Consider the following 13,548-nt stretch of genomic DNA (forward strand, 5'->3'; position numbering starts at 1 on the left):
GTCCTAGGAAGTACGGGCAGGCCCGGTGCTGTCGCGAACCTTCAAAATGTTGGAAATGGAAACGGAGCGGGGTGGGATTGTGGGGTCTTCAATGATGGAAAGGAGCAGTTTCCCCGTCGCTTCTCCGAGTGCATCGATGGGTTGGGAAACCGTCGTCAGGCGGGGGTGCATGGATGAGGCGACATAACTGTCGTCATAGCCAATGATCGAAAGATCCGAGGGGATAGATAGGTTCATCTCCTGAGCTGCATGAAGAGCTCCGGCTGCGAGTAGGTCAGTTGTCCCGAAAATTGCAGTGATGTCAGGCGAAGTCTTTAGCAGTGCACGCGTTGCTTCAAATCCAAAGGCGACCTGATCTTTCGCATTGTCTCGTCTGATGTGAAGCTCAACGGGCGCTGGGAACTGAGCTATTGCGCGCTGAACAGCTGCCAGGCGTAAATCATGGGGGCCTTCTGTGTGCCATGGCTCAAACGGCAGCAACATGCCTATGGACCGGTGGCCCAGTTTGAGCAAGTGCTGGATAGCGATGTGTCCGCCTTGCACATTGTTGAGATTGGCATGAAACTGCAGCGGATCGACAGGATAGCTTTCCACCAGCACGCAGGCCACATTCGCCTGTTCAAGACGATGGATAAGAGAAGGGATGTGCGAGGTATCTTTAAATGGTCGCAGCAGAATACCGCCAACGCGCATGTCAAGCAGAAATTCAATCTGCTCCTTTTCCATTGCCCGCTCACCATAGGTGTTGCTCATAATCGTAGTAAAGCCATGATTGAAGAGCGTATCTTCCGTAGCATCTGCGAATATTGAGCTGAAATGTGTGCTGTGGTCGGTCTGTAAAATACCGACGATGCGGGTCTCTTTTTGCCGCAAACTGCTTGCCATCTTGTTGGGCCGATAATCCAACTCAAGAATGGCTTGCTGAACTTTTTCGCGGGTTTTGGCATTCACTGGGCCAGTGTTGTTGATGACCCGCGACACCGTGGCCGTGGATACGCCTGCTACCTCAGCTACACGACGAATATCTGTCATGCCAAAAAAGTCCTCGTGAAAATATATTATTATGTAACACTCATAAGAGCGTGGGAGCGGGTCTCTATGAATCAGAGTTTCATAAAACAGCCATGTAAAAATACGACCAAAAACATGTAAACGTTACACTTTGATGTTTCATGGCTGTGATTTATGGGTTTATACTAATTTTCGGGGCGTAACAAGTGAAATTGAAACTCACAACTGTTGCAATTCTGCGAATAATATAGATCACCTAGGGGTGTCGGTATGGGAGGAGACCTGCTGGCAAGCTTCAATATAAGACGCCGATTCGTCATATGAGTGTCATGTGTAGAAGCAAAAAAGTGAAAAGGATTACAGTGATTCCGATTGCTGGTAGTCTTTACACAAAGCTTGCGGAGGAATTTTGCAATGAGTTTGAAACGTAGTCGGCAGATGGTTTTTGGCGGAGCAGTCAGCGCGCTGGCCTTTGTGGCAGCCACAGCAGCAGCTTCTGCCAATCAATGTTCAGTGTATCATCAAGCACCACTTCTGGATCAGATGTCCGGCCTGCCAGCCGTCGCGGATCGCCTGCCGGTTAATCCACTCGTTGTTGAAGGGATTGAGGGTATCGGCACCTATGGCGGTGAGATGACCGATGTATATGCCGGGTCCCGTATCGGTGACTATCGTCGTTATGGATATGACCCGCTAGTGCGCTGGAGTCCGGATGGTTCCGAGGTTCTGCCTAACATCGCTGAGAGCTGGGACATCTCGGCGGATGCGACCACCTACACCTTCAAACTGCGCGAAGGCCTGAAATGGTCTGATGGCAAGCCGTTTTCTGCAAAGGACATCCAGTTCTGGTGGGATCACATTGAAACCAACCGCGAGATCAACCCCAAGGGTCCTCGCAAGATGTTCATCGTCAATGGTGAAGAAGCGAAAGTCGAAGCGCTGGACGACACGACAGTGCGCTTCTCTTGGAGCCAGCCAAACGGTGTCTTTATGCTGGACATGGCTTCACCCTACGGTCAGCGTGTCGTCCAGTTTGCTGAGCATTACGTCAAAGACTTCATGAAAGACCTGAACCCGGACGGCGTTGCCAAGATGGTGGCAGATGCAGGTGAAGCTGACTTCGGAAAATGGTGGCTTGGCCGCATTGGAACCTACGGTAAAAATGCTGAGCACAACGATCCCAACCGCCCAACCATGCTGGCATGGCGTCCGACTGAAGCGGTTCTTGGCAAAGAGCGTTTCACCTTTGAGCGCAACCCGTATTACTGGAAAGTCGATAGCTCCTGTAACCAGCTGCCTTACATCGACAAACGCACATGGGTACTGGCGAAAGATCCGGAAGTTGCGCTGCTGAAGACTGTTCAGGGTGAGATCGACATCTCTCCGCGCAACATCTCAACGCCGCCAAACCGCTCTGTCTTCTTCGATAATAAAGAGCGGGGTGACTACCGTCTCGTGACGGCAAACAGCTGTAACTACAACAATGCGCAGTTCATGTTCGCCATGAACCATCCTGATCCGGTCAAGGCGCAGGTGTTCCAAAGCAAAGACTTCCGTATCGGTCTCTCTCTTGCAATGGACCGGGACCTGATCATTGATGCCGTGTATCTGGGGCAAGGGGAGCCATATCAGGTCAGCCCGCGTCCTGAATCGCCGTATTACAACGATCAGCTGGCGCGTCAGTACACTGAGTTCGATCCTGATCTGGCAGCAGAGCATCTCGATAAGATCCTGCCAATGGGCCCGGACGGTAAACGTGTTGGTCCTGATGGCAAGCCATTCAAGTTCATTATTCATGTGAACGAAGGCTTCCGCCCGGACTGGGTGGATATGATGCAGATCATCGCGAAAGATTGGCAAGAGCTGGGTCTTGAGGTTGTGGTGAGCGTGGCCAGTGATGAGATCCACATGGCAACATTGGGTCGTGCAGACAAAGAGATCACCATCTGGGTGGGTGAGAATGGCTGCGGCCAGTTCCCGCTGGTGAACCTTGAGCGCCTGACCAACTTCAAAGAGCACGGCAACTGGGAAGGCTGGGATGCATGGCATGACCTGAAAAAGGATGCCAATGCAACCGTTCGTGAAGGCGTTGTACCAACCGAACCGCCAGCCGGCGTGAAGCGCATGTACGAAATTACTGACCTGGTACCAACCAAGGTGGGTGATGAGCAAACAGCGCTGATGGAAGAGTTTATGCAGCTTTCTGCAGACAACTTCCTGTCCATGGGTATTGCGTTGCCGGGCGGCGGTTTCCGCTCCATCAGCAACAAGCTGCGCAATGTGCCTGACACGCTGTTGGAAGGCTGGCTGTATCCGGGTCCAGCACCCGTGAACTTCTCCAGCTTCTACATCGATCCTTCCAAGAAGTAATCGATCGCCCGAACCAATCTGCCTCTCCCTGTGTGGAGGGGCAGAGCCTTGCAACTAGGATATCTGCTTTAAATGGGAATGTTTGTTGTCAAACGGGTCCTGCTGATGATCCCAACCTTGCTCGCGATTTCACTCGTCGCGTTTTTGGTGATCACGCTGCCACCTGGAGACTATATTGACCGACTGGTTTTGGAAGCATCGTTGGATGGAGATTACATCACCGCTGCTGAAGCCGAAGGTCTGCGGAAGATATACGGATTGGATAAATCCGTTCTGGCCCAGTACTTTGACTGGGTCTGGAAAATGGTAGTGCATGGAGACCTCGGGCGCTCTTTCAGTTATGAACTGCCGGTTGAAGAGCTGATCTGGGACCGTCTGGGCATGACGACGCTGCTTTCGATTTGCTCCATGGTCTTCATCTGGACTGTCGCCATTCCCGTTGGCATTTTCTCCGCTGTTCGCAAATATTCCCTTGGTGACTATGTCGCCACCTTCCTCGGTTTTATCGGCCTTGCTGTGCCAAATTTTCTGCTGGCGCTTGTGCTGATGTATGTTTCGTTTCGCTATTTTGGCCAAAATGTCGGTGGGCTGTTCTCACCGGATTACGTCAATGCGCCGTGGTCCTTCGCCCGTGTTGGTGACTTGATGGCCCATATCTGGATTCCCATGATCGTTTTAGGGACTGCTGGAACTGCAAGCGTGATCCGCACCATCAGGGCAAACTTGCTGGACGAGTTGCACCGCCCTTATGTGGTCACCGCCCGCGCCAAAGGCATGCCGGAGCACTGGGTACTCACCAAGTATCCGGTTCGTCATGCGTTAAACCCGTTCGTATCCAGTCTCAACGAACTATTTGTGCAGATCGTGTCTGGTTCCACCATTGTTTCCATTGTGCTTGGTTTGCAAACCACAGGTCCGTTGCTGTTTGATGCGTTGCGTCAGGAGGATATGTACCTGGCTGCTGCCCTTATCATGTTCCTCAGTTTTCTGACTGTGATTGGAACGTTGTTCTCCGACATACTACTTGCCTGGCTTGATCCGCGTATCCGTCGTCAGTTCAACAATGGGGGGCTGTAATGAGCGCTACTGATTTCGCTGGTGCACCAACAAGTTCACGCGCTTATGAGGGCCAATGGCGCCTGATGTGGCGCCGTTTCCGCAAACATAAACTCGGCATGTTGGGTGGCATCATCACACTCCTGATCTATTTGATCGCTGTGTTCGTGGAGTTTCTTGCGCCTCATGACCCCAATGATTTCAGCGTGCGCAACACCTATGCACCGCCGCAGAGCATTCATTGGTTGCTGGAAACAAAGGACGGTACAGTGTTTCAGCCGCATGTGTTGGGATACCGCTCCAAGATTGACTACAACTCAGGGCGCCGTACCTTTGTTGAAGACCCGCGCCGTGTTGTGAAGCTGGGCTTTTTCGTCAAAGGTAAGCCTTACAATCTGTTTGGTTTGATTCCTGCTGAGCGCCGCCTGTTTGGGCCGGTCAAAAAACGTGATCGCATGTTTTTGCTGGGAGCGGACCGTCTTGGCCGCGATGTGTTGAGCCGCACCATCCACGGCACGCGCGTATCCATGACGATCGGTCTTGTAGGCGTAGCCTTGAGCCTCGTGCTGGGTGTGCTGATCGGCGGTCTTTCCGGCTACTTCGGGGGCTGGGTGGATACGGTCACGCAGCGTGTTGTTGAGTTCCTCCAATCTTTACCAAGTATCCCGCTCTGGATCGGCCTCGCCGCTGCAATTCCGCCAGATACTCCGCCTTTGCAGACCTACTTGCTGATCACGGTAATCCTGTCGATCATCGGTTGGACAGGGTTGGCCCGTGTGGTGCGCGGCAAGTTTATCTCTCTTAAATCGGAGGACTTCGTAAAAGCCGCTCGTTTGGACGGATGTTCTGTTCCACGTGTTCTGGTAGGCCATATGGTACCAAGTTTCATCAGTCATATCATTGCGGTGGTGACGCTTGCCATTCCGGGCATGATTGTTGCTGAAACGTCTTTGTCCTTCCTGGGGATTGGCCTGCGCCAGCCCGTGGTCAGCTGGGGTGTCCTGCTGCAGGAAGCGCAGAACATCCGCTCTATCGCCAATGCTCCATGGCTGTTCTGGCCGGGCGTGATGGTCGTGATCGCTGTGCTTGCACTCAACTTCTTTGGTGACGGCTTGCGTGATGCTGCCGACCCGTATTCCAAGTGAGGATTGAAACCATGAAACCCATGATTAACGTCACGGATCTCAGTGTTTCCTTCTCAGGAGATGATGGGAAAGTAACCGCGCTGGACAACATCAGTTTTTCCATTCCCGAGGGAAAAACGGTGTGTCTGGTGGGGGAGTCCGGCTGCGGAAAGTCTGTCACCGCAAAGGCGCTACTGCGTATTCTGGACAACCACGCTGCCATTGAAAGCGGCAGCATAGAATACCAGCGTGCGAGTGGTAATCTGCTTGATCTTGCCCAAGGTCCTGCAAAAGCCAAGCATATTCGCGCCATTCAAGGCAATGAGATCTCCATGATTTATCAGGAGCCGATGACCTCGCTGTCTCCGCTCTACACCATTGGTAATCAGATTGTAGAAGTGCTGCGCTGGCATACGAACCTGAGCAAGGAAGAAGCCAAGTTTCAGGCGATTGAGATGTTGCGGCTGGTGGGCATTCCCTCTGCTGCTGACCGGTTCGACAGCTACACCTTTGAACTGTCTGGTGGTATGCGCCAACGTGCCATGATTGCAATGGCCCTGATCTGTAACCCACGCCTTCTCATTGCCGATGAGCCAACCACCGCGCTGGATGTGACCACGCAGGCTATTATTCTGGACCTGATGCGTGATCTGCAGAAGACCCGCAATATGTCCATGCTGTTCATCACTCATGATCTGGGGGTGGTGGCAGATATCGCCGATGAGGTGGTGATCATGTATCTGGGCAATGTGGTGGAGCAGGGGCCTGTTGAGCAGATCCTCACTAACCCGCAACACCCTTATACAAAGGGTCTTTTGGCCTCTCTGCCTCACACAGATGGAAAACGCCGTGCACGCCTCAATGCCATTCCGGGCGTTGTACCAAGCCTTCAGAACCGGCCCAGGGGCTGTCCATTTCAAGAGCGTTGTGACCACTTTGTCACCGGTCTTTGTAACGAAAAACTACCAGAGCTTACCGCGATCAGTGGGGTGCAAAGCGTCCGCTGTCACGGGTTTGGGGCACAGGCAGAACTTGTCCCACTACATGCGTCGACCTCCCAAGTTGATGACTGCCTGCATGTCCCAAACCCGGTAGACCGCACAGCTGCGCCAATCCTTGAGCTACAGAACGTGAGCAAACACTTCCCGATCCGCTCAGGCTTCTTCAACCGTCAAACGGGAACAGTGCGCTCGCTGAATGATGTTTCGCTCAACATCTGGCGTGGTGAAACCCTTGGTCTTGTTGGGGAATCTGGCTGCGGCAAGTCCACATTGGGTCAGACGATTATCGGCCTGCACAAGGCGACCACGGGCAAGGTGTTGTTCCGTCCAAACGAGGAAGACGTTGAGCTGACTGGCAAAACGGACAGTCAGTTGCGTCCATACTGGGCGGATATTCGGATGGTGTTTCAGGACCCGAACTCCTCACTCAACCCTCGCATGGCGGTTTATGATATCATCGCCGAAGTGCTGCGAGTTGGGCAGGAGCTGAAGAGCTCAAAGGACATTGAAGGGCGTGTTCTTGAGGTGCTGGATAAAATTGGCTTCTCAAAAGAGTTCCTCAAACGCTACCCGCATGCTTTCAGTGGTGGTCAGCGTCAACGTATTGGAATTGCACGTGCTTTGGCTCCTTATCCGAAGGTGATTATTGCGGATGAAGCGGTTTCTGCTCTGGATGTTTCCGTACAGGCGCAGATCCTCAACCTGCTGAAAGACCTTCAGGAAGAGCTGAACCTCACCTACCTGTTCATCAGCCATGATCTCAGCGTGGTCGCCCATATCAGTGACCGTGTTGCTGTGATGTATGCAGGGCGGATTGTGGAGCTGGCAGATACGGAGACGATCTTCAACACGTCAAGGCATCCTTATACCGAAGCGTTGATGAGTGCGATTCTGGAACCGGTGCCGAATGCCCACGCGGATGACACGCGCATCCGTCTGGAAGGCAATGTACCGGACCCGGCCAACTTGCCAAAGGGATGCCCATTCGCGCCGAGATGTCGTTATGCCACAAGTATTTGCGAGAGTTCTGATCCTTCGCTTGGTGAGGTCAGTACGGACCATCTGCTTGCTTGCCATCATCCCGATGTGGTGCAAAATACACCAGTAGACCAGCTTGAAGCGATGGCGGGGTAGCACTGATGGCAAGTATCCGGGATGTAGCAGAAAAAGCAGGTGTTTCAACGGCAACCGTCTCTCGTGTGTTGAACAAGGATGAGCGGGTAAAGGATGAAACCCGTGCAAAGATTCAGGCTGTCATTGATGAGTTGGGGTATCGCCCCAACCGTCTGGCAACCTCTTTGCGCCGGCAAGATTCCAATCTGGTCGCGTTGTTCCTGGAGAACCAGAAATCCCCGTTCGCAACCATGCTTTATGCCTCCATTGAGAAGACGCTGCATGACGAAGGCTTCAAGGTCCTCTCCTGCTGCACACGGGGAGAAGCGGAGCGGGAGCGCAAGTACACCCAGACCATGATCGAGATGCAGGTGGCTGGTGCAATCGTTCGTCCGTCCAACTCGGCAGCTGAGACACTGAAGAACGTTAAGCGCTTGCAAGCCAATGATATTCCGACGGTCTACGTGGATATTCTTCCGGGGCGTCGCTCTGAATCCTTTGTGGTTTGCGACAACACTGAGGGGGGCCGGATTGGTATGCGCTATCTCGTTGCTCTGGGGCATAAACATATCGGCGTGCTCGCGACCAAAGCCGATCATGATCCACGTCGTGAGAGCGTTGGTAACTTACGTATGCGCGGCATACTGGAAGTTGCCCGCGAATATCAGATTGAGAAGTCTGTCCACCTGCCAGAGCCTAATGAGCGTAAGCGTTATGATCTGGGGTATGCAACCGCCAATGAATTGCTGGATCAGAACCCTGAAATCACGGCGCTTTTTGCGATTACGGATACAGCGGCCATTGGTGCGATGCATGCGTGCTTTGACCGTGGTTTACGTGTGCCAGAGGACATTTCCATTCTCGGGTACGATGGCATCCCGATTAGCAGTATCACCTCACCGCAGCTTTCCACTATCCAGCAACCAATTGCAGAGATGGGAGCGTCTGCTGCCCGCTATATCATTGAAAAGATACGCAATCCTTCCAGCAAGCGTCTGCATGAGACCAAGCCGGTTGAGCTGAAACAGCGGCGTTCCGTTTCCCATCCCCGTAAGGGATCTCTTCCTCTTTCTAAAGGTGCTGCGTAAGGCGCCAACTTTCTTGCAGGACAAGAAGAACAAGGAGTTTCAATTGAATATTTCCGCAGCCCCTCTGTCTTTTTCTGAGGCAACATCGGCAGATATTGCAGAGCTGGTGAAGCAGCATGCGCCTGTTATTCGGTTTGACGACAAAGAACCTTTCCTCCCGTCAGCACTGGGGTATACGCTCTATGATCAGGACGGCATATCCGTCTCAAGTGCTCATAAAATAAAGCTAAACGGCGCTGCGCTTGCAATCGAGTATGCCATCTGGTGGGACTGGGATATCCAACACCTGTATGAGCTGGAGCACATTTGGGTTTACCTTAGTGAAGCTGGTGAGGTGATGCGTGTTGAAGGCAGTGCGCATGGCTGTGCGGGAGAATTGAGCACCTGGGACCATCAGGTGCCGCTGCAAGAAGGGCGAGTAACTCTTTATTCTGAACCGGGAAAACACGCTTTTGCAGCGAGTTCTGAAGCGTTACGGGCGAACTTTGCGGTGACTTGCATCTGCTGTGGTGAGCGGGCGGGATCAGGCACCATTCTTGTGCAGGACATGTTTGCTACAGGGCTGGCTGACCTGAAGCCTTATGATCATCATGTCGCTCGTAAGTATATGGAATCTAAGGCGTTCAAACCGTCTTATCATTTCGACCAGATCTTCGATCTGCGCTCTGTTGAGATGATGCCTTGGGAAGAGTTGAAGGCTTCTGTTCCGTCTCGGGTTCGCTCTGTTCTGGCTCAGCTGCGAAAAGAGGCGAAAGGCGTGAAGGCTGTGTTCCTCGACAGCGGGGATACTTTGATCGATGAGGGCTCCCAGATTTTCGTTGAGGGGGAATTAGTGCTCTCTGCGGAGCCGATCCCGGGTGGGGATAAGCTGGTGGACTGGCTCAAGGAACGCGGCTACATGGTTGCGCTGGTTGCGGACGGTCTGGTGGAGAGCTTTGAGAATGTCCATAAGGCTATGGATTTCTGGCATAAATTCGATGCGCGGTCGATCTCAGAAGCCGTTGGTTGCCACAAGCCGGATCCGCGGATGTTCCTTGAAGCGGTCAAGCTTTTGGGGCTGGAAGAAGCAGACCACGCAGGCTGTGTCATGGTGGGGAATAACCTTGAGCGTGATGTGGCCGGCGCCAACCGCCTGGGGATGACATCTGTCTGGATCAACTGGACACCGCGCTATCCGACAGAGCCAGCAAATGCGGATGAAGAGCCGGATTACACAATTGGCCTTCCGCACCAGCTTCTGGATGTACTCGAAGAGATCGACGCTAAGGCATAAGCTATTGAGATAGCAGATGAAAATTTGAAAAAGATTAAGCCGTGGGATTGCTCTCCTGCGGCTTTTCATAACGGTTAAGGGAGAAGAAAGCTAAAGCATTGTTTCCATTGCAACTTTTGCAGCTTTTTTGCCACTCAGATATGCACCGTGAACGGTACCATGATACTTAAAATCAGTATGTTCTCCGGCAAATGTCAGGCAGTGACCGATAGGTTCGGATAAAATATTGAAATCATACGGATCACTACCAACTTTTGCGTAAGAAAAAGAGCCCTTCGTGTAAGGGTCTTGCGACCATCGGGTTGCAATGTAGTGACGAGGATCAGGTGTATCCGAGCCAAACATTGTGCGCACGGCTTTCATAGCATCTTCAAGCATATAGTCGTGATCCATGGTCTCGATCATGCGGGAGTAATTGCCAAAGCTCAGCGCGGTGAGTACGTTTGCGTTGATAAAGGGCTTATGATTGAGGAAATAATTCCAGCGGCCCTGAGTTTGCGTCATTAAGCCAAAATACTGTGTTTTTTCAGGCCAGTGGAGTTCATCGAACTTCATCGCTATTTTTGTGACATCGCCCATACCAACGCGTTCAATTGCGTTCCTATGTATTTTGGGCAAAGGGGGGATGAACTCGATGTCCTTTGCCTTGAGCACGCCGAGTGGTACTGTGACAATCACAAAATCACTTTCAAAGATCTCTTTGTCGGTCTGTACGAACACGCCAACTCGGTCATGATAAGCGATGCGTTGGACCGGTTTGCGGTTGAGGATTGGGATACCGTGGGTGAGAGGTTCCAGAAGCCGATCGTACCCGTCTACCAAAACCACGTCTTCACCTTCGAACATGTCATTTTGGCTGAAATACATGGCGGAAAGTTCGCTCACCGGACTGCCTGTATCAAATTCAGTATAAGCGGATGTCATCCACCTGAATATTGGGTTTCGAGTCATTCTGGGCGCCATATGCTCCAGAACCTCCGAAAGAGCCATATCTTTGTTCATGCCAGAGCCGATCAGGCCCAGCATCTGTTCATGTTCTTGACCCATTTTAGAGATTTTCTGATTGGAAACTTGTTTGCCCATATGGTTGTAAACGGTGAAATTGGAATCTTTCGTGACGAAGGTTTTTTGGCCAGACTGTTCAGCCAGTTTCATGATGGGGTTGTTTTTAGGGCCATGTATCCAGCCCGCACCTTCTTCAATTGGGACACCCAGTGCGCGGTTGGTGCGAATGCGCCCGCCAATCTTGTTGCTTGCCTCTAGCACCAGCACACTATAGCCCGTGTCCATCAAATCGCGGGCGGCGGCGAGGCCTGCAATACCAGCTCCGATAATGATCACACGTTTGCCTCTGGCCGACACATTGGGCTGGGTCTGGTTCAGATCAAACAGACCGGCAAAGACGACGGAAGAGGCTGAAGTTTTAAGGAAATTCCTGCGGTTTAGGCTGCTATTGCGGGGGCGAAAGACCATTGGAAACACTTTGGTTTGAAAGAGGTGCGCCTGCAACCTTGAGGTGTTTTATCGCAACCCACAAGGGAAACTCAGGGACAGCCCTAACAAACCGAGAAAGCGTTTTGAGACATTCAAGCAGCTAAAAACACACTGCGTTCATACGAATACGCGCAGCATGCATAAAATATTGAACACACTGGAGGCCTCTCACCGAATGATCTCTGGCAGGCTGTTTTTCTCGAAAGAGTTAGGCACTGAAGTAGTCCTTCATTTCCAAGCAACCTTCATGCATAATTCCTAAGTGAATCTGTACTGATGAATCGGAGTCATGTTGCCTAAGGCGCGTCTTGTAGACCCTCTTTCCATTCCAGTGCCTGAACAGGTGCTGACTAACCGGTTGCAGATGTTAAAACCCACTCTGCACGTAGCCGCACAGCTCGCTGAAGCACGAACAGAAAGCTTTAGCGATCTATTGCCGTGGTTCCATGAGGTGATGGGAGATAGGGATCAGGAAGCCAGTCAGAGTTGGCAGACTGCTCAACTGGCTGAACAAGTCCGATCATTCGAACTTAGAGAGCGGCTGCCTTTCTACATCTTTGATGAAGGTAAATTCATTGGCTACATAGAGCTCTTGCCAATTTAGCGTCGTGGATAGTTCAGGCTTACCTACTGGATACGTTCTCAATGGGTACGGCGTGGTTACGGTTCTGAAGCTGTGAGCGCGATGATAATGGTCGCCTTCGATGCCTTGTCTGCACGCTTGGTTACCACTGGACACGCTGAGCCGAATGAAGGTAGCGCCCGGCTTGCTCGAAACTTGAGATTCAAGGAGTATGCCCGAACTCCGCTTGCTTGTGAGTTACCTGATGGCTCACTCGTTTCAGGGGTAGCCTACGCGCTTCAACGCGCAGACTACCTTAGAATCCCAGAGGTTCGACGGAGCTGACAAGCCGCTCTGACCGTGGACTACCGCTAGTTATGCCCGGTTAAATCGCAGCATTCCTGCCAGAGTTCTGCATTGTTCCGGACCTTCAAAATCCATGAAAGTGGAATGCCTTTGTTGGTATTCAGGCCGTGCACTGCGCCAAGAACTGCACCGATCAGAATGGAACGGCCAGCGCTGTCTCCACCTGCCAAAATGTTGGCTTCAATCGCTTCACGATAAGAACCTGTGTTCTTGAGGATGTGGAAGCTCAGCGGAACGCCCATGCCAAGGTGACAAGCACGGCCCGTGCTCTCACTGTATGCCACGGGGTCCGCTTCTGATGCGGAAAGAGCAGCCAAAAGCTTTTCTTGAATATCAGGATGGGCAGCATCAACTGCAGCAGACAGGGCGCTTTGCAAGTCTTCACCGTTCACAGCACGGTCCAGAAGATCGGCAAACATAAAGCCGTAAGCGACGGATTCTTCATTGTCATTTGTGGAGCGGATAATCGCTTCCACCTGATCCTGCATCTGCTCGCTCTGCTCATACGCGAACAGCACGGCCGGAATCTTGGAGAGTGCAGGAAGCTGATCATCATCTACGCCAGAAGGGGTGAGCTTCTCATTAGCAATGTTTTCCAGCGTACCCCGTGTTGGGCGGTCAATATAACCGCTATAGGTGCCACCAGCGCCAAAGTGAGCCGTAAAAGCCTGCTGAAACTCTTCCATCTTCAGGTGTTTGTCGTGAGCCAGCAAGTGCTTCAATGCCAGATGAAGGTTTTCACCGTATTGGGTGAACTGGCCGTCCTGCCGATTGGCATGAGCGAAATAAGCTGGCACGCCCTCAAAGTAAGATGGGGTCAGCGGCACGAAAGCAGCAGAGTCATCATGTTCCTGCGTGACATGATGGATGCGATCAACATCATAGAGCCAGTGCAGCCCCAGCGAGGCGGCGTCCGCAACAAATGCACCAAGAAGGCTATGGGCCTTAACAGCTTGCTGACTCATACAATTCTCCATTCCGATAGGATCGGGTTCAATCATCACTAAAATTTTGATGAGATAATAGGGAGAGGCTCGCCCGTCGAAAAGCCCCTTCAACCCATTGTGATTGATGTTGGCAATGCTCTGCT

At 52.1% G+C, this 13,548-nt stretch carries 10 protein-coding genes and 1 pseudogene; 8 read left to right on the forward strand and 3 right to left on the reverse strand.

Features of this window, described 5'->3' with window-relative positions:
* Nucleotides 1–3 precede the first annotated feature (3 nt).
* Nucleotides 4–1,032, reverse strand: a complete 1,029-nt coding sequence (locus tag PsAD13_RS26805; RefSeq protein ID WP_057461051.1) for a LacI family DNA-binding transcriptional regulator — start codon at nucleotides 1,030–1,032, stop codon at nucleotides 4–6.
* A 393-nt stretch (nucleotides 1,033–1,425) separates the two neighbouring features.
* Between PsAD13_RS26805 and PsAD13_RS26810 the strand changes: the two genes are divergently transcribed.
* From PsAD13_RS26810 to PsAD13_RS26835, 6 genes are all read left to right on the forward strand, one after another.
* On the forward strand, nucleotides 1,426–3,381 hold the full coding sequence (locus PsAD13_RS26810) for an ABC transporter substrate-binding protein (RefSeq protein WP_063320039.1): 1,956 nt from the start codon (nucleotides 1,426–1,428) through the stop codon (nucleotides 3,379–3,381).
* A 72-nt stretch (nucleotides 3,382–3,453) separates the two neighbouring features.
* Nucleotides 3,454–4,458 carry an ABC transporter permease gene (locus PsAD13_RS26815; RefSeq protein ID WP_063293506.1) on the forward strand — a complete coding sequence of 335 codons (1,005 nt, stop codon included), beginning with the start codon at nucleotides 3,454–3,456 and terminating at the stop codon, nucleotides 4,456–4,458.
* On the forward strand, nucleotides 4,458–5,582 hold the full coding sequence (locus PsAD13_RS26820; RefSeq protein WP_063303029.1) for an ABC transporter permease: 1,125 nt from the start codon (nucleotides 4,458–4,460) through the stop codon (nucleotides 5,580–5,582). Before PsAD13_RS26815 ends, PsAD13_RS26820 begins: the two co-directional genes overlap by 1 nt.
* 11 nt (nucleotides 5,583–5,593) lie before the next feature.
* Nucleotides 5,594–7,696, forward strand: coding sequence for an ABC transporter ATP-binding protein (locus PsAD13_RS26825; RefSeq protein WP_063303030.1), 2,103 nt, complete (start codon nucleotides 5,594–5,596; stop codon nucleotides 7,694–7,696).
* A 5-nt stretch (nucleotides 7,697–7,701) separates the two neighbouring features.
* A complete protein-coding gene (locus PsAD13_RS26830) occupies nucleotides 7,702–8,763 on the forward strand; it encodes a LacI family DNA-binding transcriptional regulator (protein WP_063320040.1) in 1,062 nt (353 codons plus the stop codon).
* Nucleotides 8,764–8,806: 43 nt separating this feature from the next.
* A complete protein-coding gene (locus PsAD13_RS26835; protein WP_063320089.1) occupies nucleotides 8,807–10,036 on the forward strand; it encodes an HAD family hydrolase in 1,230 nt (409 codons plus the stop codon).
* Between the two features lie 90 nt (nucleotides 10,037–10,126).
* Here PsAD13_RS26835 and PsAD13_RS26840 read toward each other — a convergent pair whose 3' ends face one another.
* Nucleotides 10,127–11,509: an FAD-dependent oxidoreductase gene (locus PsAD13_RS26840; protein WP_063320090.1), complete on the reverse strand. Its 1,383-nt coding sequence runs from the start codon at nucleotides 11,507–11,509 to the stop codon at nucleotides 10,127–10,129.
* 310 nt (nucleotides 11,510–11,819) lie between these two features.
* Between PsAD13_RS26840 and PsAD13_RS28235 the strand changes: the two genes are divergently transcribed.
* The gene (locus PsAD13_RS28235; protein ID WP_208986964.1) at nucleotides 11,820–12,134 is read left to right on the forward strand and encodes a hypothetical protein; all 315 of its coding nucleotides are present in this window, start codon (nucleotides 11,820–11,822) and stop codon (nucleotides 12,132–12,134) included.
* Between the two features lie 27 nt (nucleotides 12,135–12,161).
* Nucleotides 12,162–12,437: pseudogene (locus tag PsAD13_RS28240) on the forward strand (GNAT family N-acetyltransferase); the annotation flags it as partial.
* 26 nt (nucleotides 12,438–12,463) lie between these two features.
* Here PsAD13_RS28240 and PsAD13_RS26850 read toward each other — a convergent pair.
* The gene (locus tag PsAD13_RS26850) at nucleotides 12,464–13,423 is read right to left on the reverse strand and encodes an ADP-ribosylglycohydrolase family protein (RefSeq protein ID WP_063320091.1); all 960 of its coding nucleotides are present in this window, start codon (nucleotides 13,421–13,423) and stop codon (nucleotides 12,464–12,466) included.
* Nucleotides 13,424–13,548 lie beyond the last annotated feature (125 nt).

The organism is Pseudovibrio sp. Ad13 (assembly GCF_001623225.1).
Classification (GTDB): Bacteria; Pseudomonadota; Alphaproteobacteria; order Rhizobiales; family Stappiaceae; genus Pseudovibrio.

Excerpts from the sequence above, each read along its gene's own strand:
- PsAD13_RS26805 (WP_057461051.1), bottom strand. The coding sequence starts at position 1,032 with ATGACAGATATTCGTCGTGTAGCTGAGGTAGCAGGCGTATCCACGGCC.
- PsAD13_RS26810 (WP_063320039.1), top strand. The coding sequence starts at position 1,426 with ATGAGTTTGAAACGTAGTCGGCAGATGGTTTTTGGCGGAGCAGTCAGC.
- PsAD13_RS26815 (WP_063293506.1), top strand. The coding sequence starts at position 3,454 with ATGGGAATGTTTGTTGTCAAACGGGTCCTGCTGATGATCCCAACCTTG.
- PsAD13_RS26820 (WP_063303029.1), top strand. The coding sequence starts at position 4,458 with ATGAGCGCTACTGATTTCGCTGGTGCACCAACAAGTTCACGCGCTTAT.
- PsAD13_RS26825 (WP_063303030.1), top strand. The coding sequence starts at position 5,594 with ATGAAACCCATGATTAACGTCACGGATCTCAGTGTTTCCTTCTCAGGA.
- PsAD13_RS26830 (WP_063320040.1), top strand. The coding sequence starts at position 7,702 with ATGGCAAGTATCCGGGATGTAGCAGAAAAAGCAGGTGTTTCAACGGCA.
- PsAD13_RS26840 (WP_063320090.1), bottom strand. The coding sequence starts at position 11,509 with ATGGTCTTTCGCCCCCGCAATAGCAGCCTAAACCGCAGGAATTTCCTT.
- PsAD13_RS28235 (WP_208986964.1), top strand. The coding sequence starts at position 11,820 with ATGTTGCCTAAGGCGCGTCTTGTAGACCCTCTTTCCATTCCAGTGCCT.
- PsAD13_RS26850 (WP_063320091.1), bottom strand. The coding sequence starts at position 13,423 with ATGAGTCAGCAAGCTGTTAAGGCCCATAGCCTTCTTGGTGCATTTGTT.